The 25,215-nt window shown below is 64.7% G+C and carries 26 protein-coding genes and 6 pseudogenes; 15 read left to right on the top strand and 17 right to left on the bottom strand.

Going from position 1 to position 25,215, the window contains the following annotated elements:
* Positions 1-211: 211 nt before the first annotated feature.
* Positions 212-385 carry a hypothetical protein gene (locus BMG07_RS21585; protein ID WP_198086263.1) on the bottom strand — a complete coding sequence of 58 codons (174 nt, stop codon included), beginning with the start codon at positions 383-385 and terminating at the stop codon, positions 212-214.
* 359 nt (positions 386-744) lie between these two features.
* Positions 745-2,006, bottom strand: a pseudogene (locus BMG07_RS21590) (MFS transporter).
* A 65-nt stretch (positions 2,007-2,071) separates the two neighbouring features.
* Between BMG07_RS21590 and BMG07_RS21595 the strand changes: the two are divergent.
* From BMG07_RS21595 to BMG07_RS21645, 10 genes and pseudogenes are all read left to right on the top strand, one after another.
* Entirely contained in the window at positions 2,072-3,058 is a 987-nt protein-coding gene (locus BMG07_RS21595; RefSeq protein WP_198086264.1) for a chromate resistance protein ChrB domain-containing protein, read from the top strand.
* 14 nt (positions 3,059-3,072) lie between these two features.
* Positions 3,073-4,264, top strand: a pseudogene (locus BMG07_RS21600) (chromate transporter).
* Between the two features lie 27 nt (positions 4,265-4,291).
* Positions 4,292-4,512: pseudogene (locus BMG07_RS21605) on the top strand (chromate resistance protein ChrB domain-containing protein); the annotation flags it as partial.
* Between the two features lie 218 nt (positions 4,513-4,730).
* Positions 4,731-5,615: a DNA-processing protein DprA gene (locus BMG07_RS21610; RefSeq protein WP_198086265.1), complete on the top strand. Its 885-nt coding sequence runs from the start codon at positions 4,731-4,733 to the stop codon at positions 5,613-5,615.
* Positions 5,612-6,304: a hypothetical protein gene (locus BMG07_RS21615; protein WP_198086266.1), complete on the top strand. Its 693-nt coding sequence runs from the start codon at positions 5,612-5,614 to the stop codon at positions 6,302-6,304. Before BMG07_RS21610 ends, BMG07_RS21615 begins: the two co-directional genes overlap by 4 nt.
* Before the next feature lie 10 nt (positions 6,305-6,314).
* Positions 6,315-6,719 carry a hypothetical protein gene (locus tag BMG07_RS21620; protein ID WP_198086267.1) on the top strand — a complete coding sequence of 135 codons (405 nt, stop codon included), beginning with the start codon at positions 6,315-6,317 and terminating at the stop codon, positions 6,717-6,719.
* A gap of 518 nt (positions 6,720-7,237) precedes the next feature.
* Positions 7,238-7,474, top strand: a complete 237-nt coding sequence (locus BMG07_RS42580) for an HNH endonuclease (protein WP_269759257.1) — start codon at positions 7,238-7,240, stop codon at positions 7,472-7,474.
* A gap of 114 nt (positions 7,475-7,588) precedes the next feature.
* Positions 7,589-8,059 carry a hypothetical protein gene (locus BMG07_RS21635; protein WP_198086270.1) on the top strand — a complete coding sequence of 157 codons (471 nt, stop codon included), beginning with the start codon at positions 7,589-7,591 and terminating at the stop codon, positions 8,057-8,059.
* Positions 8,056-8,214, top strand: a complete 159-nt coding sequence (locus tag BMG07_RS21640) for a hypothetical protein (RefSeq protein ID WP_198086271.1) — start codon at positions 8,056-8,058, stop codon at positions 8,212-8,214. The genes BMG07_RS21635 and BMG07_RS21640 overlap by 4 nt, the downstream gene beginning before the upstream one ends.
* A gap of 67 nt (positions 8,215-8,281) precedes the next feature.
* Complete coding sequence (locus tag BMG07_RS21645) at positions 8,282-8,788, top strand: hypothetical protein (protein ID WP_198086272.1); 507 nt, start codon at positions 8,282-8,284, stop codon at positions 8,786-8,788.
* On the opposite strand, the gene BMG07_RS44995 is transcribed toward BMG07_RS21645, so the two are convergent.
* Positions 8,778-9,329, bottom strand: a complete 552-nt coding sequence (locus tag BMG07_RS44995; protein WP_374221309.1) for a peptide chain release factor-like protein — start codon at positions 9,327-9,329, stop codon at positions 8,778-8,780. The genes BMG07_RS21645 and BMG07_RS44995 overlap by 11 nt on opposite strands.
* Positions 9,330-9,835: 506 nt before the next feature.
* Here BMG07_RS44995 and BMG07_RS21655 point away from each other — a divergent pair.
* Entirely contained in the window at positions 9,836-10,198 is a 363-nt protein-coding gene (locus BMG07_RS21655; RefSeq protein ID WP_198086273.1) for a DUF2591 family protein, read from the top strand.
* A gap of 498 nt (positions 10,199-10,696) precedes the next feature.
* Here BMG07_RS21655 and BMG07_RS21660 read toward each other — a convergent pair whose 3' ends face one another.
* The 11 genes from BMG07_RS21660 to BMG07_RS21710 form a co-directional block, all read right to left on the bottom strand.
* Positions 10,697-11,404, bottom strand: a complete 708-nt coding sequence (locus BMG07_RS21660) for an HAD family hydrolase (RefSeq protein ID WP_269759252.1) — start codon at positions 11,402-11,404, stop codon at positions 10,697-10,699.
* A gap of 269 nt (positions 11,405-11,673) precedes the next feature.
* Entirely contained in the window at positions 11,674-13,116 is a 1,443-nt protein-coding gene (locus BMG07_RS21665; RefSeq protein ID WP_198086275.1) for a DHA2 family efflux MFS transporter permease subunit, read from the bottom strand.
* Positions 13,113-13,694 carry a shikimate kinase gene (locus BMG07_RS21670; RefSeq protein WP_198086276.1) on the bottom strand — a complete coding sequence of 194 codons (582 nt, stop codon included), beginning with the start codon at positions 13,692-13,694 and terminating at the stop codon, positions 13,113-13,115. The genes BMG07_RS21665 and BMG07_RS21670 overlap by 4 nt, the downstream gene beginning before the upstream one ends.
* Positions 13,691-14,440: an SDR family oxidoreductase gene (locus BMG07_RS21675; protein WP_198086277.1), complete on the bottom strand. Its 750-nt coding sequence runs from the start codon at positions 14,438-14,440 to the stop codon at positions 13,691-13,693. Before BMG07_RS21675 ends, BMG07_RS21670 begins: the two co-directional genes overlap by 4 nt.
* A gap of 32 nt (positions 14,441-14,472) precedes the next feature.
* Positions 14,473-15,456 carry a carbon starvation induced protein CsiD gene (locus BMG07_RS21680; RefSeq protein ID WP_198086278.1) on the bottom strand — a complete coding sequence of 328 codons (984 nt, stop codon included), beginning with the start codon at positions 15,454-15,456 and terminating at the stop codon, positions 14,473-14,475.
* Positions 15,453-16,571, bottom strand: a complete 1,119-nt coding sequence (gene aroC / locus BMG07_RS21685; RefSeq protein WP_198086279.1) for a chorismate synthase — start codon at positions 16,569-16,571, stop codon at positions 15,453-15,455. The genes BMG07_RS21680 and aroC overlap by 4 nt, the downstream gene beginning before the upstream one ends.
* A 17-nt stretch (positions 16,572-16,588) precedes the next feature.
* Positions 16,589-17,092 carry an aromatic-ring-hydroxylating dioxygenase subunit beta gene (locus BMG07_RS21690; RefSeq protein ID WP_198086280.1) on the bottom strand — a complete coding sequence of 168 codons (504 nt, stop codon included), beginning with the start codon at positions 17,090-17,092 and terminating at the stop codon, positions 16,589-16,591.
* A 13-nt stretch (positions 17,093-17,105) separates the two neighbouring features.
* Positions 17,106-18,431 carry an aromatic ring-hydroxylating dioxygenase subunit alpha gene (locus BMG07_RS21695; protein ID WP_269759253.1) on the bottom strand — a complete coding sequence of 442 codons (1,326 nt, stop codon included), beginning with the start codon at positions 18,429-18,431 and terminating at the stop codon, positions 17,106-17,108.
* 72 nt (positions 18,432-18,503) lie between these two features.
* Positions 18,504-19,067: a DUF4286 family protein gene (locus tag BMG07_RS21700; protein ID WP_198086282.1), complete on the bottom strand. Its 564-nt coding sequence runs from the start codon at positions 19,065-19,067 to the stop codon at positions 18,504-18,506.
* On the bottom strand, positions 19,060-20,091 hold the full coding sequence (locus tag BMG07_RS21705; RefSeq protein WP_198086283.1) for a zinc-binding dehydrogenase: 1,032 nt from the start codon (positions 20,089-20,091) through the stop codon (positions 19,060-19,062). Before BMG07_RS21705 ends, BMG07_RS21700 begins: the two co-directional genes overlap by 8 nt.
* An 11-nt stretch (positions 20,092-20,102) precedes the next feature.
* Entirely contained in the window at positions 20,103-21,065 is a 963-nt protein-coding gene (locus tag BMG07_RS21710; RefSeq protein ID WP_198086284.1) for a tripartite tricarboxylate transporter substrate binding protein, read from the bottom strand.
* A gap of 99 nt (positions 21,066-21,164) precedes the next feature.
* On the opposite strand from BMG07_RS21710, the gene BMG07_RS21715 reads away from it, so the two are divergent.
* Positions 21,165-22,085, top strand: coding sequence for a LysR substrate-binding domain-containing protein (locus tag BMG07_RS21715; RefSeq protein WP_198086285.1), 921 nt, complete (start codon positions 21,165-21,167; stop codon positions 22,083-22,085).
* Here BMG07_RS21715 and BMG07_RS42590 read toward each other — a convergent pair.
* Together BMG07_RS42590 and BMG07_RS21720 are read right to left on the bottom strand one after the other, a co-directional pair.
* Positions 22,051-22,224: pseudogene (locus tag BMG07_RS42590) on the bottom strand (integrase); the annotation flags it as partial. The gene BMG07_RS21715 and the pseudogene BMG07_RS42590 overlap by 35 nt on opposite strands.
* Before the next feature lie 263 nt (positions 22,225-22,487).
* The gene (locus BMG07_RS21720) at positions 22,488-22,919 is read right to left on the bottom strand and encodes a MerR family transcriptional regulator (protein ID WP_198086286.1); all 432 of its coding nucleotides are present in this window, start codon (positions 22,917-22,919) and stop codon (positions 22,488-22,490) included.
* Between the two features lie 143 nt (positions 22,920-23,062).
* Here BMG07_RS21720 and BMG07_RS45000 point away from each other — a divergent pair.
* The 3 genes and pseudogenes from BMG07_RS45000 to BMG07_RS21735 all read left to right on the top strand — a co-directional run.
* Positions 23,063-23,437, top strand: a pseudogene (locus tag BMG07_RS45000) (alpha/beta fold hydrolase); the annotation flags it as partial.
* Positions 23,341-23,769: an alpha/beta fold hydrolase gene (locus tag BMG07_RS42595; protein ID WP_269759254.1), complete on the top strand. Its 429-nt coding sequence runs from the start codon at positions 23,341-23,343 to the stop codon at positions 23,767-23,769. The pseudogene BMG07_RS45000 and the gene BMG07_RS42595, both read left to right, overlap by 97 nt.
* Positions 23,770-24,409: 640 nt before the next feature.
* The gene (locus tag BMG07_RS21735) at positions 24,410-24,763 is read left to right on the top strand and encodes a hypothetical protein (protein WP_198086289.1); all 354 of its coding nucleotides are present in this window, start codon (positions 24,410-24,412) and stop codon (positions 24,761-24,763) included.
* A 239-nt stretch (positions 24,764-25,002) separates the two neighbouring features.
* Here the strand turns inward: BMG07_RS21735 and BMG07_RS21740 are convergent.
* A pseudogene (locus tag BMG07_RS21740) lies at positions 25,003-25,215 on the bottom strand (cupin domain-containing protein); the annotation flags it as partial.

The following is a 25,215-nucleotide window of genomic DNA, read 5'->3' on the forward strand; positions in this document are numbered from 1 at the left end:
TCACGGAACAATGCGAGACGCTCTCGCGCTCCCAGAAACCACCCCGGCACTCACATCGAGCCCGCCCTCTGTTCCCCAGCCACTGGATGGCGCCGCACCGATCTGGGTACGCGAATAGCTTCCACCGAGGCCGGTTGCAAGTCCAACTGCGAACTTGTAGTACGGCCCAGAAAATGTCATCGGATTGATGTACTCAAAATCGTCGGTGAAGTTACCTGACGCTGTGCGCCGAGTACAGCCCTTGCGCAGGGAAATTCGCCTGCGCGTTGGTCAGGAAAAAGGTGTGCGCGACCAGTAACGTGAGCAGAAGGCGGCTGGCAAAGCCATTCGCGACACGACAGATCTTTGCCAGCCAAGCCTCGGAGGCGCGGGTTGGAGTTTTCATGCTTCTCCTCACAGTGCTGGCCAATTGGTCTTGGTTGATGCTCTGCTTCTAGCAATTGGCCTTTCGCTATGTCGCTCGCGATGCCGACAGGAGCTGCAGTCTGCGCCCGTCAAGCCGATCCCGGCATCCTCCATTTGGGGGGTGTCGTTTGGCTGAGGCATCCAAAGGGGTGCTCAGCCTCTGAAGCCGGACCGGGTGGCTCGCAACGTCTGCCGGTTCACAGACCAGAGCGAACCGCTCAAGCTGCGACCACAGAGCTCCTTGGGGCGTCGCCCAAGGGCATTCGCATTCAACGACCCTCAGAACGGTTCATTCGCATTTATTTGAACGCGTTCGCATAATTCGACCGCGTTTACAGGCTACTCCGCGTCCGATCGATCTCGTCGCATGGCGCGCCAGAGCGTCAGGTCGTAGGTGATCTTGAGCAGTCCGCACGCAATGAGTGGCAGCGAGATCCAGCCGGCGGCAAAGAGTGCGCCGCTGATCGTCGGACTGATGGCCGCGGCCAAGCTTCGCGGCACGGCGGTGAAGCTCGCAGCCGCAGCGCGTTCGCCCGGCGTCACGACGGCCATAACGTAAGCCGTCCGCGTTGGGACATCCATCGACGACAGCGCACTGCGGATCGTCAGCAAGCCCAGTGCAATCGGCAGGTTGGGCGACAGCGCGGCCAACACCAGGCAAACATTGGCAGGGAGGTGCGTGAAGACCATGGTGTTGAGCAAGCCGATACGCTGCGCGACCACAGGCGCTGCGATCTGTGACGCCGCGCTCAGCAGGCCGGTCCAGAAAAAAACACGCCGGCCTGGGTCAGCGAGAAGCCGAACCGCTCCAGCAACCACAGCGACATCAGCGCATTGACCGTCAGGCCGCCCGCAAAAGCATCGACGCTGAAGAGGGCCGTCAGCCGCACCACCACGCGGCGTGACGGTCCGAGCGGCACCGGGGCCACAGGCGGACGGTCCGGCCTGCCGGCTCCGGCGTGCACCGGTTGACCCCGATAGAGCCAGAAGACGACGAGCCCGATCGTGGCGTACACGACGAACATCCCCCGCAATGCGTCGAGGCGCGCGAACTCGCCGTGCTGCACCAACCAGTCAGGTACGGCGGCCGCCAGGGCACCGAGTGCCGCGCACAGTGCGCCCATGAGGCTGTAGCGTGCAAACAGCGCGGTTCGTGCGTGCCCCTGAGCCGCCGCGGCCAAGCGGGCGTGCTCGAGCGGCAGGAACACACTGACATCGCCCGAACTGGGATTGAGCGTGCCAACCAGCGCCACGATCAGCAGCGGCCAGAACGACGACAAGCCCGCGAATCCCAGTCCCGTCGCGGCCATCAGCAAGGCGGCGCCTCGCAGCAGCCGCCTGCCAGGAAAACGGTATCCCCAGGCGCCGACTGCCAGCGTGGCCAAGGCAGAACCCAACATCGTTGCCGTGCTGACGATGCCTACCTCCAGTGTGCCCAACCCGATCGACAGCAGGTAAGCCGGCAGCAGCACGGCCATGTAGCCGTCGCCGAAGGCGCGAAGGCCCCGGGCAACCAGAAGTGGCAAGGCCTCCGGATCAACGCCGGCAGGCAGCAGGCGCGACAGACCCAGACGCGGGCGGGACAAGGGCGTGGTGGTCATCGTTCTTTCGACAGCATGGGCAATCAACTTTGTAGAGATTGAGACATCGATGTATTATTCTCTACATGAGTTCGTCTGATGCCTCCGTCGACACCCCCGAATGGTTATTGCTGGTCGTTTCGTTGCCCACCCAGGGCGCCACGGCGCGCATGCGCATCTGGAGAGCCCTGAAGGCCATGGGATGCGCCGCGTTGCGCGATGGCGCCTATCTGCTGCCCGGCACCCCGATGCACCGCGACGCCCTGCAGGAGCTGGCCGATGAATGCACGCGTGAAGGTGGTAGCGCCTGGCTCATGGCGGTCGCGCCGGCGAATCCGGCCGACGCTGACGCCTACCCACAGCTCTTCGATCGCAGTGAGGACTACGCGGCATTGACCAAGCTCTGGAAAGAGACGGCGGCCACCCTGCCCTCGCTGGGCGTCGCCGAACTCACGCGGCTGCAGAAGAAGCTGCGCCGCGACTATGAGGCCCTCCTGGCGACCGATTTCTTTCCGGGCGAAGCGAGCCTCGAAGCCGAGGCGGCATGGACCGACTTCAATCAACGGGTCGATCGCGTGCTCTCGCCGGACGAGCCACACGAAACCGAAGGACAGATTCCGCGCCTGGACATCGCCGACTACCGGGGGCGTGTCTGGGCGACCCGCCGGCGTCTGTGGGTCGACCGGGTGGCCAGCGCCTGGCTGATTCGTCGCTTCATCGATCCCGGCGCGCAATTCGTCTGGCTCGCCAAAATCAGCGACTGTCCACGCAAGGCACTGGGCTTCGACTTCGACGGGGCTGCCTTCACTCACGTCGGGGAGCGGGTCACCTTCGAAACCCTGATGGCCAGCTTCGGTCTTGAAGAGGACACAGCGCTCGTGCGCATGGGCGCGATGGTGCGTTCGCTGGACATGGGCGCCAACCCTGTCGCCGAAGGCGCCGGATTCGAAGCGGTGCTCGCCGGCGCGCGTGAACGGCTGCCGGACGACGATGCGCTGCTCTCCGAGATCGGCAACGTGCTGGATTCCCTGTATGCGCACTTCGGGCGCGAAGGCGCGCGCGCCAAAGCGTGAAGAGGGACATCGATATGAACGACATCACATCGCATGGCGAACTCGGCGCTCCCGCCTCCACACGCTACACGCTATGGCAGCTCGTGTGCTACATGCTCGCCCTGGGTACTTGGGGGTTCGGCGGTCCGGTGGCGCTCGCGGGCTACATGTACCGGGACCTGGTCGAGCGGCGCGGATGGATTTCAGAGAGCGACTACAAGGAAGGACTGGCACTCGCGCAGCTGATGCCGGGCCCGCTGGCCGCGCAGCTCGCCATCTACCTGGGCTATGTCCGTCACCGCGTGATCGGCGCGACGGTCGTCGGCCTGGCCTTCGTGCTGCCGTCGTTCTTCATGGTGGTGGCCCTGGGCGCCGCCTACGTCGCTTACGGGGGCATCGGCTGGATGCAGGCCGTGTTCTATGGCGTCGGCGCGGCGGTGATCGGCATCATCGCGATGAGCGCTTACAAGCTCACGACCAAGAACGTCGGCAAGGACAAGTTGCTGTGGGCGATCTTCCTGGTCAGTGCGACCGTCACGGTGGTCACGAAATCCGAGGTCGTCTGGGTGTTTCTCGGCGCCGGCGTGCTGGTGTGGCTGTGGCGTGCGCCGCCGAAGTTCGGCCGCAGCAACCTCCACAGCTTTACGGCGCCCGTCGCGGCCTGGTTCGCGCTCGACACAAGCGACTGGCACCAGCTGGGGCAGATCGGGGCGTACTTCGCCTACGCCGGCACCTTCGTCTTCGGCAGCGGCCTGGCGATCGTGCCGTTTCTCTACGGCGGGGTGGTGAAGGAGTACGCCTGGCTGACCGATCGCCAGTTTGTCGACGCCGTCGCCGTGGCGATGATCACGCCCGGTCCGGTGGTCATCACCACGGGCTTCATCGGGTATCTGGTCGGCGGCTTCTGGGGCGCGGTGGTCGCGGCCATCGCGACTTTCGTCCCCTGCTACCTCTTCACCGTCCTGCCGGCGCCGTACTTCAAGAAGTACGGCAAGCGGCCTGCCATCGTCGCGTTTGTCGATGGCGTGACGGCCGCGGCCATCGGTGCGATCACGGGAGCGGGTGATCGTCATCGGGCAACGCTCGATCACCGACTGGGTTTCCGCGGCGCTCGCGCTCATCACCGTCGCAGTGCTGTGGCGCTTCAAGAAATTTCCCGAGCCGGTCATCGTGTTGATCGCTGCGCTGGCTGGACTCGTTCTGTATCCCTTGCTCGGTCACCACTGATTCGTCCACTCCTGCAAGAGGTCGCGCATGAAATGGGTCACACGTGAGCATCCGAAGATCGATCGCATTGCCTGCCCCTGGTTGATTGCGCGGTTCATCGACGACGAGCCCGAGTTCCTCTACGTGCCCAACGACCAGGTACGCAAGGTCGCGGACCAGACCGGTGCCGTGCCCTACGACGTTCCCGGCGCGAGATGACCCATGTGGGCGAGCTCTGCCGCTTCGACGCCTTCCTCAAAAAGCACAAGCGGGTCGCGCCACAAGTCGGCCGCCACATCTTCGAGCTGTTCAGGGTCGACCGTCCGCCACCGCCTCTGCAACAGGTGCGGGCAGGCGACAATCCATAGGTCGACAGGCGTCAATAAGGACAATTGTAGTCAAGTGCTGTATATTTATCCAGTGTCGGGCTGGCGCCGAATTCGACGCCGGAACCCCTACACTGATACGAACCACTTGTAAGGAAATCATGAGCGCATGGCCTGAGCTCCTCACGAACAAGCCCGTAAACACGCGCGCTGAACTTGGCGCCTACGAATATCTGTGGCAACAGCCCACCTCGAACACGAAGCGCCTAGCTCAACTGTTCGAATCTCATCCCGGTAGCCTGCCATCGGACCTTGTTGATGAAGACACCGCGCAGCGTGTCGCGGGCGAAGTCGTCGAGCAATTCGCCAAGCGAGGCATCAAACGATTTGGCGTTCGCATCAACGGCATGCACGACTACCCTGGGCGTTTACGTGACGCAACTGAGCCTGTCGAGTTTCTATATTTCCTCGGCTCATGGGAACTCGCAGAGGCGCCTCGCCGAGTAGCTGTTGTCGGTACCCGCAAGGTGACAGCCGAGGGTGCAGCACGGACGCGAAAGCTTGTCCGCGCGCTGGTAGAGCATGACTTCACCATCGTGTCAGGGCTGGCGCAGGGTGTTGACACTATTGCACACCAAACGGCCATAGAACATGGCGGTCGCACCATCGCCGTCATTGGCACGCCCATCTCTGAGGTCTACCCAAAAGAGAACGCGGAGCTTCAGCGGCGCATAGCCGAGGAGTTTCTTGTCGTCAGTCAAGTGCCGGTCCTTAGGTACAAGGCTCAGGGTCCGAACGGAAATAGGCTGTTCTTCCCCGAACGCAACAAGACAATGTCGGCGTTGACTGAAGCGACCATCATCGTGGAGGCCAGCGAGACATCTGGTACCTTGATTCAAGCGAAGGCCGCGCTGGACCAAGGGCGCAAGCTGTTCATTCTCGAAAGCAACTTCAACAACTCCGCCATTACGTGGCCCGCCAGATTTGAGAAACTTGGCGCCATCCGCGTGCGGGAGTTTGAAGACATTGCACGCCATCTCGCATGACAATGCCTCCGCGTCTGGCAGTGGTCGGCGATCATGAGCGCCCGGATCACTTTCACCTCCCGAAGGATGCCACCTGCTATTTTTGGGGCGAGTACACGCCGTATGAGCACACCAACGGGAAGAAATGGAATTTCTCTCCCACGAACCAGCTCGTCAGCAACTTCAAGAAAAAAATGGACCGTCGAGGTCAATTTGACTGGAAGTACAAGCGGGCAGCGATCAATGAGGTTGCAGGCGGCTTCTCCCAGTTCTGGAAGTGGAGCAACCTCCATGAACAACATCGCGTGGCGCTCATTCCAATTCCCCCTTCAAAGGCGCGCAGCGATCCGATGTTCGATCCGCGCATGCTCGAAATGCTGACCGCCGTCGCAGGCCGTGCGCAGGTCAATCTCGACATTCGTGATTGCCTGACTTTTAGTGGCGCATACGCTGCGAGCCATGAGACTGATGATCGCCCGACCCCCGACGAGCTGTACAACGAGCTGAGCTTTGACAACGGCGCGGGGAAGGCCGGTGATCCGCCGGGGCTCATATTTCTCTTCGACGACATGCTGACCACAGGTGCTCACTACGTCGCCACGACACGAAAGCTTGCCCAGATATTCCCAGGCGTTCAAATCGTCGGCAACTTCATCGCGCGTCGCATCGTGCCGAACCCGTTCGCAGAGTTCGACGACATCGATCTATAAGCACGGTCTGGTGGTGGCGAAGCTGCCGAACCCAGACCGCGCGGTGATCGCGAAGGTGATGCCAGTGCCGGGTCGCATCGTCCGCGTGGTCGCCATCAACGATGGTGAGTTCGCGCCGGCGCCGAAACAGAAGCCGATGCGCGATGAGGTTTACCGCCGGCTGGTGGCTGCACGCCCATGCATCCGGTGTGGCATCCAAGACTACAGCCAAGCTGCGCACCCAAACACAGGAAAGGGCACGGGCACAAAAGCCGACGACAGGAATTGCTTTCCGCTGTGCGCTGACCGGCCCGGCATGCACGGATGCCATTCACTATTCGATCAGGGGGCGGCGTTCACGAAGGACGAGCGTCGCCAGGTGGAGCAGGTTTGGACACGGCAGACCCAATCGATGATTGGGCGACAAAGGAATTGATGGGGGCTTCAGGATGGTTTGAGACTCGATTCGTCGCCAACGACAAGAAGGTGGCCAGCACCTGCCAAGTGTGCGCACGCCCAATGTTCTTCCCGCCATCGAAAGCGGGAAAGTACCTGACCTGTGGGGCCGAATGCGCCCAAGTGCGACGGAATGACTTGAAGGCGGAGCGCGCACGCCCTTGCGAGACATGCGGCAAGACCTTCAGCCCACGCCCCACGCAGATTCGAGGCGGCGGGGGCCGATATTGTTCAGTCGCCTGCGCAGAGCCGACGCGCGCGGCCGGGCGAACACCAGAGGTAGCGGCTCGCCGCGGGCAGAAGCATAGGGAGGCGTTTCGGCTGGGAAAATGGAAAGCTGCCAAAGGGGCTGATAGCCCGCATTGGCGAGGCGGCCTGAACGCCTACAGGGAAAGGCAGCGACAGAAAGACCCGGTCGAGCGAAATGCCAAGCGCCGCGCCTATCTGCGCGCGAACCCTGACAAAGCCAAGGAATGGGCAAGAAAACGACGTGGCGCAATGGTCACTCGCCTCCCTCGTGGGACCGTCAAGAAGATTGGTGGACTTCAGCGGTGGCGGTGCGCGTGTTGCGAAGTCGATATTCGGTTCCGGTTTCACATGGATCATGTCATCTCATTGGCAGCCGGCGGGGAACATGCGCCGCTGAACATCCAACTGCTGTGCAAAACCTGCAACCTCAAGAAGTCCGCCAAGCATCCCGTGGACTTCATGCAGCAGATGGGAAAGCTGCTGTGAGGCACATCTAGATGGTTTCCATCTGGCAAGACATCGTGGCGGACATGCAGTCGGCCACGCCCCACGAGCGCCGCGCCGCACAATGGGCGCTCGAACAACTGAAGGGGAAGCGTGATGACGCCTGAGGAGATCAATTTTTTGAGAAGCACGCTGTCGGGCTTCGGTCTGGGGACTTTCCTTGCGGCCGGCGTCGCATGGTTCGCTATCAAGTTCTACGCTACGCCCTACATGGGACGCAAGGCGCAGAACCTCGCCGACAAAGAGGACATCGCTGCGCTGACGCAGCAGGTCGAACAGGTGAAGCGTCAGCACTCCGAGCTCCTCGAAGCGGTGAAATTTCGAAACCAGTTGCGCATGGCTGCAGTCGACCGCCGTCTCCAAGCGCACCAGGACGCATTCACGATGCTTCGAGAGCTGGCGAAGGACGCCCACGGCCCGGAGATAGGCAAGCGGGTCACGGCTTGCCAGGAATGGTGGGAGAAGAACTGCCTTTACCTCGAGCCGCAGCTCGTGAGGCTTTCAGCAACGCCTACTTCGCCGCGGGCATGCACCAGACGTTGCTGCAGTCCTCCCAGTTCCAGATGAACCTGTCGCCAGAGCAGGCCAAGCAGAACATCGAGAACATGACTGCCAACTGGGGTCGCGTCACTGACGCACTGAACGTCGTGCTTGAGTCTGTGGCGTTGCCGCCGCTGACGTCGAGCGAGGCTGGGCGCATCGCTCCATCGGCCGACGCCTGACGCGCAAGCACATTTTGAACGAGGAGAACAATCGAATGGCTGATGCCCGCAATCCACCACCGCCCTGGTGTTCGAGGCTGTGCAGGACCCGCACAACCAGGAGCAGATCGTCACGCGCGAGACGCTCGCCGAGCTCACGGGCCTGAAGCTCACCGTCATCGACGACCGGCTCGGCACCTTGACCGACGACGGCATGCTGCTGCGCGTGCAGCGCGGCGTCTACGTCTCGGCCGTGCAGCACCCCGTGGCGCGCCCGATGTCGAAGACGGTGATGCCTGACGGCATGATCAAGATCGAGATCGGCGACGAGGTGCTCACGCTGACGCCGCGCGAGGACCGTGCACTGGCGAACCTGATGGCTGGCGCCGCCGCGCAGGCGGCCGCCATCGAGACCGGGCGCAACGCTGCGCTGCTGACGGCCGAGATGGCCGAGGAGATCAAGCGCCTGCGCCGCCGCGTGGCTGCACTTGAGGCGCCCGCTGCTGCAGGGCAAGGGCAGCTGTTCGTCGCCTCACAGTCGCAGGCGCGGCCTGCTGCGAATGGCGGGCAATTCGAGAACGCTGTCAGCGCCTAGGTGTTGGGAAAAAATCCTTGAGCCGCTCGACGGACTGGCTGCTGAAGTGCAAAGGGGATGGACAATTCGCGAGCTTCGCGCCCAGCATTCTTCGCGCGACGTCGAGGTTGACGTGGCGCGACCTAGCGCCTTGGCTGACCACTACTGCGCCCGTCCCTCGGTGGGTGAGCCGCACTGCGCTGTCGCTGTGATAGGCCATGCGGTCTGTGCTGTTCGGGCGCGGATTGAAGTACTCCACGAAGACCTCATCCTCGGCAAGAGCATGCCCGCTCGGGCAATCGTCGCGGTAGCAAACAACGCGAAGGAGCGGGGCGGCATTCGTAGTGCTCACAGCTTGGAAAGCGTCCAGAAGGAGATCGAATTGGAGTTCATCCGGAACGATGAGTATCTCGGCCATGGTTATGCCAGACTCGGTGTCGAAGATGCTAGCGATGAGGTCTGCCTTGCTGGCGCAGTTCAAGATGATCTTGATAACCGCGTGCACACCGGCGGAGCCTTCGCTATCCGGTTTCGTCACCTCCAGCTCGATGTAGCCTGCCACTTAAATCTCCTGCCGGTTGTTTGTCCGTCCCGAGTGCCGCGAGCATGCCACACCCCTGTAGGGAGAGCATGCCGGCCGCCAATACTTCACACTTTGATCGCGCGGTGTAGCTCAGCCAGGAAGAGCGCAGGGCTCATAGGCCAGAGGTCGGTGGTTCAAATCCATCCCATCGCAACGAGACTTTTGTGAAGCGAGACTGCCGGACCCACCTGCATTCGACTCGGGCAACGGGTGAATGGACGGAGGAAGGGATTGGGAAAGCCGAGGCGAGCAGGCGCCGGCCCCGGGGATGCCCCCGAAGCGGGGCCATCAAGAAAGAGCGCGGCACTGCAAAACTGCAACCGGGCGTGGACCACGGGTAATCCGAGATACCCCCACCGACATACGCACCGCCGGGTGGACCCGCTCTTTTTCTTGATGGTGAATGCGCACAGCTGATGCGCGGCGAGTGGAAACAACCGGGTGGACAGACATCCTAGGCCGGGCCCGCCGGCTGCCATGAAAACATGCACGCCACCCTGAGCCGGGAACCCAGCACCGGCCACCACCCTCACACCACCGGTGAAAATAGACCGGTGAATGTCAAGACCTCCGAACTCGCCGGCCAAGAGCTGGAATCATGGGTAGCCAAGGCGCTGGGCGCCCAGGCCTTCGCGAACCACTGGTCCGACTTCGAGCAGTTCGTCGATCGCTACGCCATCCAATCCGCTCCCATGCCGGGCAAGAGCCTACAGTGGTGTGCGGTGGTGGTGGGCAGGCCCGGCACTGGCATTCCTGGCGGGCCATGGATTGAAGGCCCCACGCCGCGCATTGCCGTTGGCCGCGCGATCGTTGCGGCCCGCTTCGGGTTGGAACTCAGCGCCGCCTGACCATTTCGCACCCCTGTAGGGGTTCGCCGTAATCACACGCTGCCGGAAGATTCGGGCCACGGGCAACCGGACCCCGAACACGGCGTCAGCCCTGACGTTGGAGTGGGGGTAATCTACATCGGCGGCGATGAGACCTCGGCCGATGTCGCAGCCCGGCTGCGGAGGTTCATCGAAGAGGTAGACAACGCGAAACGCCTGCACTCTGCGAGTGGCTATCGGTCACTCAACAAGTTCGAAGATCAATGGGTCCAGGGCTGAGACCTGACTCCCGGTGATCCAGTCCCAGGGGGCAGTCCCAAAACACGGCTTGGCTCGGGATGGCATCTCGCTTCCCCGCACCACTACCTTGGAACAATCGATGGATACCACTGCACCCTGGCCGAGCCGCTCGCTTGCAGCGGGCGAGCGTTCGATCATTGGTATCGCTTACCCAACGAATTCGAATCTCGACTCGCTCAGCAATGGAGCACGTGCAGGTTCCAGAGTGCCCGAGAGAAATCAGAACGCATGCATCGGAAGCGACACCACGCGCAATGCCGCGGCGAATCTGCTCAGGGCTGCGCGAATCGAGTGCTCCACCCGGTCTCTTGAATGGAAGCTATCGAGCTTCACGACGTCCATGTCCTTGAAGTTGTCCCGTTCGTTCGTGACGGCAATGAAAGGAACCTTCGCATCGCGGGCAGCGACCAGATCGCCAAGCGAATCACCGAAGAAGACCATCTCCATGCCTCGATGCCGGGCAGCGATTTCTTCCAGGGCCCTCGCCTTCTGCGTACCGCTTCCGTACACAGCGTCAAAGCGGCGCAGGAGATCGGCGCGCTGGAGTTGCTCGTGAATCTCCGCCTCGGGGGCCGTCGAGCTGATGTAGACGGGGCAGGGGCATTGCGCAACGAACTCCGTCACGCCATCGACGAAAGGGGCGCCGGAAAGAGCTTCCTCCACGCATCGTGCATAGCGCGAGAGGTACTGCACCAGAATTGCCGGGGTGGGCTCCACGCCGATGATGGTCTCGAGTATCCCCGCCAGCTTCTCCCGCCTCGCAACACCGCCATGGCTCAGTATGTAGGCATCGATCTCGGCCGCTCTCTCCGGATGCTCCGAGAACATGGCCAGCATGGCCCTGCGCTTTGCCACATGGGACTTGATGACGACGCCATCGAAATCGAGGACGATCACAGAGGCCCCACCCACGTTCGAATTTCGCATTCTCAACTCCCGATTGAAGATCTGATCTCTGAAGCTCTTCTGCCGTTGGAGTGCCTGCTGCCGGGGTCCGCAGTGCACGCGCATCGATCTTTCGCGATGAACGACTGCGTTGCCTGCAAGGAGGTTCCGGTGCGAAAACATCCGGATTGCAGATGTTCCGGGTGTTCCATGTGCAGGCACGCATGGCGCATGGCTACACCTTCGTGACCCGCCTGGTGCGAGTCCTGGGTTCGGATAGGTATGGAGGGTCAGCAGCGCATGGGTGGTCGTCACTCCTTCTTCCGTATCGATGCACTCGATCGGCGGTACTTCATGAAAAGCAGGAACGGGATGACCCCGAGATTCAGGATCAGCAGCAGGCGAAAGTCGAACAGGTAGGCCAGAAACGCCGCCTCGGTTTCGCCGTGGCCGGCCAGGTTCACGCCTGTGCGATGCGTCAGGATCGACTGCATCATCGAGACACCGGCGCTGCTGCCGAAGTTGCGCGACAGCGCGAAGAAGGCCGCGCCGTCCGAGCGCATCCCGGCCCCCAATGTGGAGAATGTGATGGCATTCAGCGGAGCGAAGACCAGGCCGAGCCCCGCTCCCAGGACGAGCCCCGAGACGATGATCGAGCCGGCTTGCACGGGCATGTTCAGGAGCACCAGCTGCAGAATGGCGGCGCCTGTGACCAGGAAGCCGGCGGCCATCATCAGGCGGGGATCCACCCGGGCGATGATCCTTCCGGCAAACAGCATCGCCGCAAGCGTTCCCACGCCGGTCGGCGCCATCAGCACACCGGCGTCCGCGACGGCATAGCCCGCCACGTTGACCAGCATCTGCGGCAGGAGCGCGCGGGTGGAGAAAAGCAGCGCACCCACCACCGCCGTGAGGAACAGCCCGGTCACGTAGTTACGATCCGTCAGCAGCGCCCGATTGAAGAAGCCGCCCGAATCGCTGCGCAACGTATGCCGGATGAAGACCGCGAATGCAAGGATCATCACGGCGAGTGCGCTGACGAGCATCGTCGAATCCAACCATCCGACGTGCTGCCCGGTGTCCAGGACGAGCTGGAGCAGGCCGATGGCAAGCGACATGCTCAGGAAGCCCGTGAGATCGAATGGCCGCATGGGCTCCGATGTCCGCTTGAGGGCACGCGTCGCGATGCCCGCGAAGGCAATGAGACCGACGGGAATGTTGATGTAGAAGATCCAGGGCCAGCCGTGATACTCGGTCAGGACACCGCCGATCACCGGCCCGAGGATGGGCCCAAGCATCACGCCGGCCCCCCACTGCGCGAGCGCCTGCGCCTGCTTGTCGGGCGGGTTGATATCGAGGATGAGCGCCTGCGAGATCGGGACCAGGACCGCACCGAAGCAGCCCTGCACCACGCGGGCAACAACGATCTCGGGCAAGCTGCCGGACCAGGCACACCAGACGGAGCTCACGGTGAATCCCGCGATGGCGACCAGGTACAGCCGCTTGCGCCCGATGCGCGCGGAAATCCATCCGATCATCGGCGTGGCGATCGCCACCGCGACGATGTACGACGTGACCACGAGAATGGCCGCGTCCTGGCTCGCCCCGAATCCGCGCTGCATCTGCGGCAGGGCGACGTTCACGATGGTGCTGTCGAGGCCCGTCAGGATGGTCGCGAGCATGATCGAGGCGGTCGCGACGAACTTGTTCGCACCGGTCATCGGCGGCAGGCGGAGCGTCTCGGCCTGATTCATTCAGGTGCTTTCGCCTTCGCACGGGCACGGCGGGCAATGGCCTGGATGTCGGCGATCACCTCCTCGTCCCTTCTGTTCGCGGTAGGAACGACCTCGTCCGCCGCCGCGATGTAGAGCGGTGCACGCTCCTCGTAGAGCCGGTTGAACGAGGCCTCCGGATCGCCTGGATCGACGAACGCCGGCAGCCGCCCCGCGAACCAGCGTTGCCGGATGATCTCTCGCGGCGTATCGATCAGCACCAGCGGCCCCAGGCGGCGCAGCAATGCCAGGTTGACCGACCTGAACGGCGTCGCGCCGGTCGTCGCCAGAACGGCAAGACCCACCCCTGCCTGCGCCTCGTCGGTCGACCTCCCGACGAATGCGGCCAGGGCGCGCTCCTCGAGCTCGGCGAAATAGGCGCTGCCGAAGTCGCGGAAGATCCGGTGCGCCGGCAGCACCGCGCCGTGGTCGCTCGCATGCACCTGCTCCAGCAGACGATCCAGATCCGCGAAGCGCCACCCCTGCGACTTGGCGAGCATCGCGCCGTAGGTGCTCTTGCCGCTCGACTTGAATCCGATCAGGACAACGGCTTCGGTCATACGTACTGCTCGCCATGCGCGACCACGTGACTGCAGTCGACGATGAGTTCTTTCACCGAGGCGGCCGGCGACAGTGCCAGCAGAAACCTCACGCACGCATGCAGGTCGGAAGGCGGGATCTTCGCCGCATCGGGCAACCAGGCCTGGCGGGCGCTCTGGTCCGTGTGCACATAGCTCGGGCAAAGGGTCGAGACCTTCACGCCGTCCCTGGCGAGCTCCAGGCACAGCGCCTCGCCGTACGCGCGAAGCGCGGCCTTGCTTGCGGCATAGCCGCCGTTTCCCGCCTTCGGATGAACGGCCGAGCGCGACGCGACGTTGATCACGTGGCCGGCACGGGCTGCCTTCATCACGGGCGCCGTGGCGCGCACGAGGTTGATCGCACCGAGCAGGTTGGTATCGAGCACCTGCCTCAGGTCCGCATCCGCGATCGCCGACGTGCCGCGACAGACGATGCCCGCACCATTGAATAGGACGTCCACGCGCCCCGTCTCTGCGATGACCCGCTGCATCGCATGGGCCACCGCCTGCTCGTCGGCGACATCGAGCGGGCACCGGATCACGGCGGCGCCCTCGGCCTCCAGTTCCGCCGCGAGCGCCTCGACCCCCTCGGCCCTGCGCGCGACCAGCACGACCGCATAGCCATCGCCTGCCAGACCGCGGGCCACGGCGCGGCCGATGCCGCGACTCGCGCCCGTCACGATCGCCACCGGCCTGTCCTTGGCCCGGTGCATGTCTGTGTAGACCATCTTTGGGTTGCTCCGTTCAGGAAAGGCGCCGTCTAGTGCGCGTGAAGCATGCCGCGCATGCGCACGATCTCGCGGTAGAGCTCGGGATGCGGCTCGAACACCTCGCGTCCATGGAGCCAGTAGTTGTTGTTCAGGAACATCATGGCGCCCACGGGGATCGTCACGCACTCGACCTTCGGGTCCGATTCGATGGATTCGACGAAGCTGCGTAGGTAGGCCGCATCCTCGATCGACTTCGGAAAGATGAACTGGTCGGCGAACCGCGCGCACAGGTGCCCATGCCAGTCGAAGAAGATCGGCCTGCGCAAGGGCTCGCCGCGAACGTTGTTGCCCCACTGCTGCTGTCTCGGATCGTTCGCGGGCGGCAACTCGATCAGGAAGGGCTTGCGGCCCTGCGGCGCCTCGGCGAACCGGCGCACGTCGCCCCAGTCGTCGAGGTGCAGCAGGCGGTTGCGTCCTCCCTTGACGTGCCGCTCGTGCGTCTTGCCGAAGACCAGCCAGTCGGTGGTGGGGTTCTTCGAGGCGGCACCGTCCGTGTGCATGCCGAAGGTGCGGTAGGGCTGGAAGAGGTTGCTGCTCTGCGGCGTCACGTCCTGGCTCTTCACCGGCAGGCGGGCGTAGAACTTTCCCGAGAGCACGTCGTTGTCGGGCGATCCGATCGCATGGGCGAGCGCGGTGATGAACCGGATCAGTTCCTCGTCGTTCGTGGTCGCCGCCGAGATGTCGAGCATGAAGCCGCCGCTGTGGCGGTCCTCGATCAGCCGGTACAGCGCCTGGATGAACCCCTCGCCCCAGACACGCTGAACGACCTCGGTCACGTTGAAGCGGCTGTACGGAACGTACTCGAGCGAACGCGTCGTGATGTGGGCGGTCTCGTCCAGGAAGTGCCTGATGTCTTCTCGCTCCAGAACAATGCGTGGCAGCCGCCTGGATTCCGGGTGTGCTTCCACTCGATGGCTGGCAAGCGTGGTCGTGTCGGGGGGAGCGGCGTATGCCGCGCTGATGTGCTGGCTCATGTGCGGTTCTCCAGGGGGAATGGAAGGGCAGACGAAGCGGGATCGCGGGCGAGGCGATCGAAGTTCTGGGCGCGGTGGCGCAGCAGGTGGTCCATCAGAACCATCGCCACCATGGCTTCCGCGATCGGCGTCGCGCGGATGCCGACGCAGGGATCGTGGCGCCCGTGCGTGGAGATGACCGCGGCACGGCCTTGCGTATCGATCGTCCTGGCGTCGAGATGCAGGCTGGCCGTGGGCTTCAGGGCGATGCTCACACAGACGTCCTGCCCCGACGAAATGCCTCCCAAGATGCCTCCCGCATGGTTGCTCAGAAAGCCTTCCGGCGTGATCTCGTCCCGGTTGGCCGTGCCGCGCTGCTCGACCACGCCGAAGCCGGCGCCGACCTCCACGCCCTTGACGGCGCTGATGCTCATCAGCGCATGCGCCAGATCGGCATCGAGTCGGTCGAAGATGGGCTCGCCCAGCCCCGCAGGCACGTTGCTGGCGACCACGTTCACGCGCGCGCCGATCGAGTCGCCGGCCTTCGACAGGCTCGCCATGAAGCTCTCGATCTCGCCGACCTTGTCCGGGTCCGGGCAGAAGTAGGGATTCGTGTTGACGAAGTCAAGATCGATCGTGGAGGCTTTGATCGGGCCCAACTGGGCCAGATAGCCGCGCACCTGGATGCCGTGCCGATCGAGGAGGTACTTCTTCGCGACGCCGCCGGCGGCCACCCGGATGACGGTCTCGCGCGCCGAGGAGCGCCCGCCGCCGCGGTGCTCGCGCACGCCGTACTTGTGGAAGTAGGTGTAGTCCGCGTGCCCGGGGCGAAACAGGTCCTTGATGGCCTCGTAGTCCTTCGAGCGCTGGTTCGTGTTCTCGATGCGCAGGCCGATCGGAGTGCCGGTGGTCACTCCGTCGAGCACGCCCGACATGATCTTCACCGCGTCCGGCTCCTGCCGCTGGCTGACGAAGCGGGAACGCCCCGTCCTGCGGCGCTCGATGTCGGGCATCAGGTCCTCTTCGCTGATGCGCAGACCGGGCGGACAACCGTCGATGATGCAGCCGATGCTGTCTCCGTGACTCTCCCCGTAGGTCGTGACCGTGAAGTTCTTGCCGATGGTGTTTCCTGACACGCTGTGCTCCTGAACGATTAAAGAATGATGCTGACCATGCCGTGCGGCGTGAGCGTTTCGTGGTCGAGGATCGCCGTGCGCCGACGGATGCGCAGCTGCCCCTCGACCGTCACGAGCTCGTGCTCGTAGCGCCCGATGAAGGTCTGAACATCGCCATGCCTGAAGCGATGAACCGAGAAGTTCGACGCCACATGGCAGACGCCCTCGTGCTCTGCGGCGAGCCGGATGTTGCTGAGCATGCGCCGCGTGCGCGAGACGGGGTTCTCCGCCCAGGCGCGCTCTCCGAGCAACAGACCGACGCGGTAAGCCAGGCGCTTGCGGTCGTCATGGATCAGCGTGAGATCGCGCGCGGGATCAGGCTTCGGGTGGTCGGTCGTCGGGACGACGTAGACCGCGTCCCCCGTGAAGAGATCGAGCCACTCCTTGAGCCGCCATTCGTCAAGCAGCCGCGCTTCGTCGTACAGGAATCGGGTCAGCCGCTGCTCGAACAGAAAGCGCAAGAGATCGGTTTCCATCTGCATGTCGCTCTCCCCTTCAGCCGTTGGCCCGCGCCAGCGCGGGGTCCGTGCGCCGCACCCATTCCCGCCAGAAGATGCGGTTCTGGAATTCGTCGGTGTGCAGGGGCTGCTCCCGCTTCATCCCGCGCGACAGATCGTTCCACTGCACGTCGGGCGCCGCGTATGCGCGCTGGCAGGACTCCAGGATCTCCACGTCGTCGGGCGTCCCGAAGCCGCCGGGGCCGACGAAGGTCAGCAGCGAATCGAGCCGCAGCTTGCGGGCCGCGTCGTCCTCGCCCTTCGGGGCCAGCGCCCACAGATGGATGGCGACGCGGTCGACGGCGACCGGCTCGAAGGTGCGCAGCGTCACCGCCATGTTGTCGTTGACGATCAGGTTCGGGAAGATGAAGAGACCGCGATTGGTCTCGCACATGTCCTTGGCCTTCTGGTCTCCGAACTTCCGGTAGAGCGAGGCCCTCAGGGCGTCCAGGCGCTCGCGGTGGCTCTCGGGGAACGCGGGCGCCCACCAGGCGATGGGACGCCCGCCCGAAGGCGGCGTGCTCTTGGCGACCGCGTGGCCCCCGCCCAGGTGCAGGACGGCGCCGGTCCGCTTGAACGCCGCCTCCTCGGTGCCCTCGCCGCTGAGGAAGTCCAGGTAGCGGCGGTGCGCAAAGGGCAGGTGGTACAGGTCGGTGCTGTTGTCCGCGAGCACCTTCCAGTTGATCTGCATGCTGTGGATGTAGGACCCATGGACCACTTCCCATCCGGTCTCCAACTGGTCGCAGATCAGGTCCAGGTAATAGCGCGCGTCCCCGAGGTAGTCGTCGAGGGATTCGCCTTCGGCCGCGAAGTTGAGAAAGTAGAACCCCCGGTAGTTCTCGACGCGGCCGACCGGCACCAGGCCCAGTTCCGCCTGCGTGAAGCCTGCCCCGTAGGCCTCGATGCCGGGCACGCCGATCAAGGCCCCGGTGTTCGCGTACGTCCAGCCGTGGTACGGGCACTGGAAACGCACCTGGTTCCCGCTGGCGGCCGCGCAGACCTGGGTCCCGCGGTGGCGGCAGGCATTCAGGTGCGCACGGATCTGTCCGTCGCCGTCGCGCACGAACAGGACCGATCGTCCAGCGACATTGCGCTTGATGAAATCGTTGGGACGCGGCAGCTCGGACTCGTGCCCGAGGTATTGCCAGCACTGGGAGAAGATGGATTCCTTCTCGAGATCGAACAACCGGCGGTCCGTGAAGACTTCGGTGTTGACCCTGAAGGTCGCGGCGTCGGTGTCGTCGACAACATAACGATGTGGCATCCCTTGTCCTCTAGATGAGCCGATGAAGAAATGGTCCGGATCCGGGCTGGTCCCGCCCATTGCAAGTCCCTTCGGCACGGCGAGCCCCACGCGCCGGGAGTGCCAGGGTGAAGGCTTCCTGCATGCGCGGCATCAGCAACCCGCCGCAAGCCGTTGATAAAGCACGGCGCCGTCCGGCAAGGGGGTGTCCGGTGTCATCCCGTCGGCCACGCTGCACAGGAGCCAGAGTCCATTTCTCTGGCGATCCTGCCGCCGGTTCATCCACGGCAGCGGGCTGGCGTCGGGCACGCGCTCGGCCAGGACCAGCGCGCCCACGGTGGCCGGGGGCGCTTCGGCCAAGGCCGTCGCCACGAGCGCGTTCGTCGCCCCGGTCAATCGGCACGCATGCAGGCGGCAGACCCAGCGCGAAAGGTTCAGCAGCATGGGCCGCATCGCGCGGCTCGCGAGCGTGGGCTCACGCAGCAGCCGCTGGTAGCCTTCCTCCTCCAGGACGCGGGCGTCCCGCAGGCCGTAGAGCGTCATGTACCGCTGGGCGGCCCCGGAATGCGTCTGGCCGTAGCGCTGCGCCCAGAGCACGCCCGGGACCGAACAACGCTGCGGTACGTGTTCGTCGCCATGCCAGGCGTTGTACGCCTCGTCGTGCGCCGGCTCGACATCGTTCCAGAATGCGAGCAGCGCGGTCGCACGGTCACTCATACAGCCCCCAGGGCCTGAGCAGGACCTTGCTGGCGGCCTTCCTGTGCGCGAGCGAAAAGCCCTGCTGCGCCTCGTCCAGGGGCAGCACGTGACTGATCATGGGCCCGATGCAGTCCTTCATCTCATCGATCAGCGCAAGCGCCTCGGGCCACGCGGACTCGGGTGGACGAAAGGAGCCACGCAGCTGTTGCTGCTTTCGCACCATGCCCGTGAGGTCGAGCCGGAGCGCGCGGGCATGGATGCCGGTCACGATCACTGCGCCGTTGTGCCGCAGGACCTCGAGGGCCTGCGTGATGGTCTCGGGCACGCCGGTGGCTTCGAAGACGATATCAAACATCGCCCCGTCGCGGTACAGGGCGGTCGCATCCGCCAGCGATCGCGTGGCGACATCCGCCAGCGCGTCGAAGCCCATCCGTGCGAGCACCTCGAAACGCGCGGCATCGTCGCGGCCCGTCACGACGACCTGCGATGCGCCCGCCCGACGCGCCAGCAGGGCAATACCCTGGCCGATCGTGCCGGGCCCCATCACCAGGACACGCCGTCCCCGCACCTCGCCGGCGCTTCGCAGGGCCTGCATCGCGATCGACAGCGGCTCGGCCAGCGATGCCAGTTCGTCGCTCACGCCATCGGGGACCTTCACGCAATTGCGCAGCGGCACCCGGACCCACTGTGCGAACGCACCGTCGCGCGTCATGCCGATGCCGCTGCGCTGCGTGCATGCGTCGAAATCGCCTGCGCGGCAAGCGGCGCACGCGCCACAGGTCACCGACGGCCGCACGACCACGCGCCTGCCGGCGAACGGCCCGCTTTGCGGCACCCCGACGAACTCATGCCCGATCGTGACCGGCAGGCCCGGGGCCATGAACTCGTAGCTGGCGTGCCATTCGTCCACATGCAGATCGCTGCCGCAGATGCCCGCGACACGCACGCGCACCAGCGTCTCCTCGTCCGACACGGGCACGGGCGTCGGGATGTCGACCAGCTCAAGGCCGACCGCGGCCCGGGTCTTGCGCAGGGCTTGCATCGTGGCCGGGATCATTGGTCGAACTTGATGCCGGCTTCCGTGATGATCGCGCCCCACTTGGCACGCTCGCTCGCGATGAAGCTGCTGAACTCGGCCGGCGATCCGCCACCGATCTCGAGGCCCTGCTGGGCGAGCTGCTCCCGCACCGAAGCCTCCCTCAGCACGGCGTTGACATCGGCATTGATCCGGTCGACGGTCTCGGCCGGCGTGCCCGCCGCGGTGAAGAGACCGTTCCACGCCAGGGACTCGAAGCCGGGATAGCCGGACTCCGCCACTGTCGGGAGGTCTTTCAACCGCGGTGATCGGTGGGCACTGGTGACAGCAATCAGTTTGATGCGCTTGCCCTGGATCAGCGAGAGCAGTGCGGGCTCGACCGCGAAGAGGGCCTGTGTTTCTCCCGCAGCCAAGGACAGGCCTGCGGGTGGCGATCCCGGATACGGCACGTGAACGCCGGGCAGGTTCGTCTTCTTGCGCAGCAGCTCCATCGTCAGATGGGAGGAACTGCCCAGTCCCACCGAGGCATAGGTGAACTTGTCGCCTTGCTGCCTCGCCCAGTCCACGAACTCCGGCAACGTGCTGGCCGGGTTGTCGGCCTGCACGGCGAGCACGTTCGGCTGGGACGTGGTGAGCACCACGGGCATCAGGTCCCTGGCCGGCTCGTACGGCATGCGCTTGTAGAGAAAAGTACCAAAGGCAATGGGCCCGTTGAACCCGAGGCCCAGGGTCAGTCCGTCGCGCGGCGCCTTGGCGACCACGTCCATCGCGATCAGGCCACCCGCGCCCGCCTTGTTCTCGACGATCACCGGCTGCTTCCAGCGCGCGCGCAGCTTCTCGCTCAACACTCTGGCGATCACATCCAGCGAACTGCCGGCTGGAGCCGGCACGATCAGCCGTACCGGCTTCGAAGGCCAGATTCCCGCCGATGCCGCTGCACAAGTCACGAGCGCAACCAACAGTGCTACGAACTTCTTCATCGTGTGCTCCCTTTTTGCGGTGCTGGACAAATTCTTGCGGAGCCGATGAAATACTTCAAAGATTGAATGGATATGTTCTTCATACCCGGGAGGTATGCCATGGAGCTTCGCCACCTTCGTTACTTCGCGGCAGTCGCCGAGGCCGGCAACCTGAGCCGCGCGGCCGTCAAGCTGAACATCGCCCAGCCCCCGCTGTCGACGCAGATCCGTCTCTTCGAAGAGGAACTGGGAGTGGCGCTGTTCATCCGTCACCCGAAGGGCGTGCGCCTGACCACTGCCGGACAGGCACTGCTGCCCGAAGCGCGCTATCTCCTCGAACGCGCGTCGCGCCTCGCGGACGTCGCGCGCGAGGCGAGCCACAGCGACAAAGCGTCCAGCATCGCTGTGGGCTTCGTTCCTTCGGCCAGCAGCATCGTGTTGCCTTCCCTCGTGCGGTTGCTCAAGAAGCGGCACCCGCGACTCAACATTGAACTGCACGAGCTCATCAGTTCAGAGCAGACCGATGCACTCATCGCCGGACGCATTGACGCGGGCATCGTGCGCCTGACTTCGCGCCATCCACGGCTTTGCCAGGCCAAGTCGATCAGAGATCCCCTGTGCCTCGCGTTTCCCACCAGCAGCGAGCCTCGTGCGTCCGGGCTGGTCGATCTGAAGAGATTCTCCGAGCACGACTTCGTGGCCTTCGCGCAGCACAAAGGCGTCGCCTATTCGGATCATGCGAACCACACCTGCATCCAAGCGGGATTCAGTCCGCGTGTCCGCTACGAGGCCAGCACCGTTCACGGCGTGCTGGACTTGGTGAGCGCGAAGCTCGGCATCGCACTCGTTCCGGCTTCAAGCTCCCTGCTCGGTGTCAAAGGCGTCGCTTTTCGAGCACTCAAGCAGAAGATGGCCGCCGAATTCCTGACCCTGCTGCGACGAAAGGTCGACGTCAATCCTGTGCTTTCCGTGGTGGAGGTCTCCGTGGAGGCCACGTTCACGTCCGTCAGCCAGCGGATCTCTCACCTCGTGAGCACGTGAGGACGCGCAGTCTTCGCATCGAGTGTGTTCCGTAGTCGGCAGGATCCAGTCCAAGCTCTCTCACCCAGCCACCAAGAATCCGGGTGTATTGCCGGGTGCCGAGGTGCGGCGAGTCGTGCATCCGGCTCGGGAACAGAAAGGCGACACGAACGAAACGAAGCGCTTCGATGCGGCGGTGCGCATTCACCTGAATGCCGGAGTTGCGTGGCGGCGCACGGGCTGGGCGTCGATTGGCTCGCGTTCACCCTTCTTTATGCGGCGGCGATCTGCGCCCTCGCAGAGTTCGCGGGGCTCATTGCGTGCACGCCATTCCTCGTCGTTCGTCTTGCCATGGTTGTCACATGTCGCGATCGCATCGGGGCGGTGAATCGCGCCTGACATGCGCCGCATTCGCGCCCGCGTCTAGCTTGCAGCCCGCGCACGCGATGCGCGCTTCGCTCCCGCCGCGGTCCCCACCTTCGGCGGCTCCGGCGGCGTGCCCGACGCCCCGTCGCGCAGCCACAGGATCTTCGCGTCGATGAAGCGCACCATCGCCGCAAGCTCCTTCGCCTGTCGGCTGAGCCTGTCGCGCTGCGCGATCATGGTCTGCAACATCAGCTTGCGGCCGCCGGCGCGGCGCTCGTTCATCAGCAGCTTGATGTCGGCCAGCGACATGCCCATGGCCTGCCCCGCGCGAATGGCGGCCACGATGCGCAGATCTCGCGGCGAGAACTCCAGGTAAGGGCGCGCGCCGCCCGCCACGCCCGCACCGGGCGCGAGCAGCCCCTGGCGAACATAGAAGCGAACAGTGGCCACGCTCAGGCCCGCCGCTTCCGAAAACTCTGCGATCCACATGAAGGTGCTCCGATGTGCCGAATGGCTTGACTGTGAACTGAACTTCATACTTATAACAAGCACGTGACGTCGACCTGCCGCAACCTCTCATGGAAGAAATTGAAATGACCCACCCGACACCGCTGCTGCTCCTCCCCGGCCTGATGAACGACCAACGCGTATGGGAGCCGGTGCGCAAGGCGCTGCCGGCGCAGCGCGAAGTCGTCGTGTCCCCCACCCACACCGCGGACAGCATCACGGCGCTGGGCGCCGCCGCGCTGGCCGCGATGCCGCCCGGCAAGTTCGCCGTCGCGGGCTTTTCCCTCGGCGGCTACGTGGCGGTCGAGGTGTGCCGCCAGGCGCCCGAGCGCATCGCCGGCATCGCGCTGCTCGACACCGGCGCGCGCGCGATTCGGAAGAGGCCACGCAGAACCGCCGCCGCATGGTGGCCGCGCTGGGCTCGGGCAGCGCGAGCTTCGCGCAGGTGGCGGGGGGCTTCGCCCCCATCACGCTGCATGCCGCGCACGCGCAAGACGCGCAGCTGCTGCGACTGCTGGGCGACATGGCGCGCAGCGTGGGCACCGAAGGGTTCACGCGCCAACAGACCACGGCCATGAACCGGCAGGACGGCCGCGAGGTGCTGCGCACGCTGCACTGCCCCGCCCTGGTGCTGTGCGGCCGCGAAGACCAGATCACGCCGCCGGCGCTGAGCGAGGAAATGGCGAGCCTGTTGCCCGGCGAGGTCGATCTGGTTCTGGTGCCGCAGTCGGGCCACATGTCGACGCTGGAGCAGCCCGCCGCCGTGGTCGAGGCGTTCACGCGGTGGATCGCGCGCGTCGACGCGGGTGCTGCTTCAGCCGATGCGCGATGAGGTGACTGTCGTGAGCCCGCGAGCCTCCTGCAGAGACAGCGACGCACGGGCCGCGAAAAACACGGAAGGAGAAAAAGACGAAGAAGAAAAATCGGAAGAAGAAGAGGAGGAGGAAAGGAAGTTCATGACGCGCGCCAAAGGTGACACAGGCGGGATGGCCTGCGAGGCCCGTGGATCACGCGGCAGCGCAGCGCTCCAGGCCGCCGCAGGCGCGCGGGACGCGCCGAGCACGCGAAAAGCGCGCGCTGGGCCTTGAACGCGAGAACCGCGTGGTACCGTGAAGCGACACAGGCAAGCCCCCACCTGCGCCCTCCCCCCGCTTTTCCCCTCCCCTTCCCGCTCTTCTTTCCCACGCTGCGCCTTGCGCGGCGCACCTGGCCCCGGAGCGAGGCGGGAGCTCTGAGCCCCCTCGGAACGACGCGCGCGCCGCGTGGCCAGGCGGTCATCGATACCGCCAGTGCCGCATCAGCAGCACGTGCGTGCCCAGCCCGCGTGCACCGCGCGGGTAAAATTCTGCCCCCCTCCTGCATGCGCCCTTGCCGGCCGCCACGCCCGCGCGGCACAACGCCGCCTGCGAGAAACCGCTCCCGGTGCATGGCCCATCGCGGGCCTGCCCGCGAATGAAAGAAAAGAAAGAACGATGAACTCCACCGCCAACCCAGAGATGTTCCAGCGGGGATACCGCGCGGGCGACAAGGCGCCCATCGATCTGTCGGACGAAGAAAACGAGACGCTGCTCCAGGCCTTCAAGGCGGGTTTCGTGCACCGGCGCGCGGAGCGCGCCGCGCTCGCCACCGGCAGTTCGAGCCCTGCCTACATGGGCCAGGATGCCGCACGCCGCGCCGGACTGAACGCCCACGACTTCGCCCCCTTCCTCGGCATCGCCGCCACACGGGACTGGGCCGAGGTGCTCGGTGGAGGCGTCGCAACCGCCTCACGCCGCGCGCGCAGCGGCCAAGCGCCGCGCGACGTCTGGAACACTGCAAAGGTGTGAATGCGAACGGGCCCCGATCGGCGTTCGATGCATGCGTGGCCCCACCGCACCGCCACCATCGAGCAGAAGGCACCGGTGGGCGCGTAATAAATGCCCGCAATGCATCCAGGCCGGGCAGCGACGGTGGTGCGTCCCGACCTTGAGTGCAGGGGCGCCCATGTGGCGAAGCGGTCCGACGCAACGGCACTCCCAAGCAGGCCACCAACCCGAAGCCCCATGCGCCCCTCCCCGGCGCGTTGTCACTCCCGCAGTGTGAACACCACCGACAGATAGCTCACGGCCTCCTCGCCGATCGCTTCGATCCCGTGCAGCGCAGTCGCATCGAACAGCAACGAGTCCCCTGCCCCCGCCGACACCACCCTGGACCCGTAGCGTAGGTCACCGACCCGGACAGCAGATAGATGAGCTTCAAGCCTGGATGCTGGAAAGTCACATAGGGCTGGGCCTCGGGC

The organism is Variovorax sp. E3 (assembly GCF_016082275.1).
Classification (GTDB): Bacteria; Pseudomonadota; Gammaproteobacteria; order Burkholderiales; family Burkholderiaceae_C; genus Variovorax.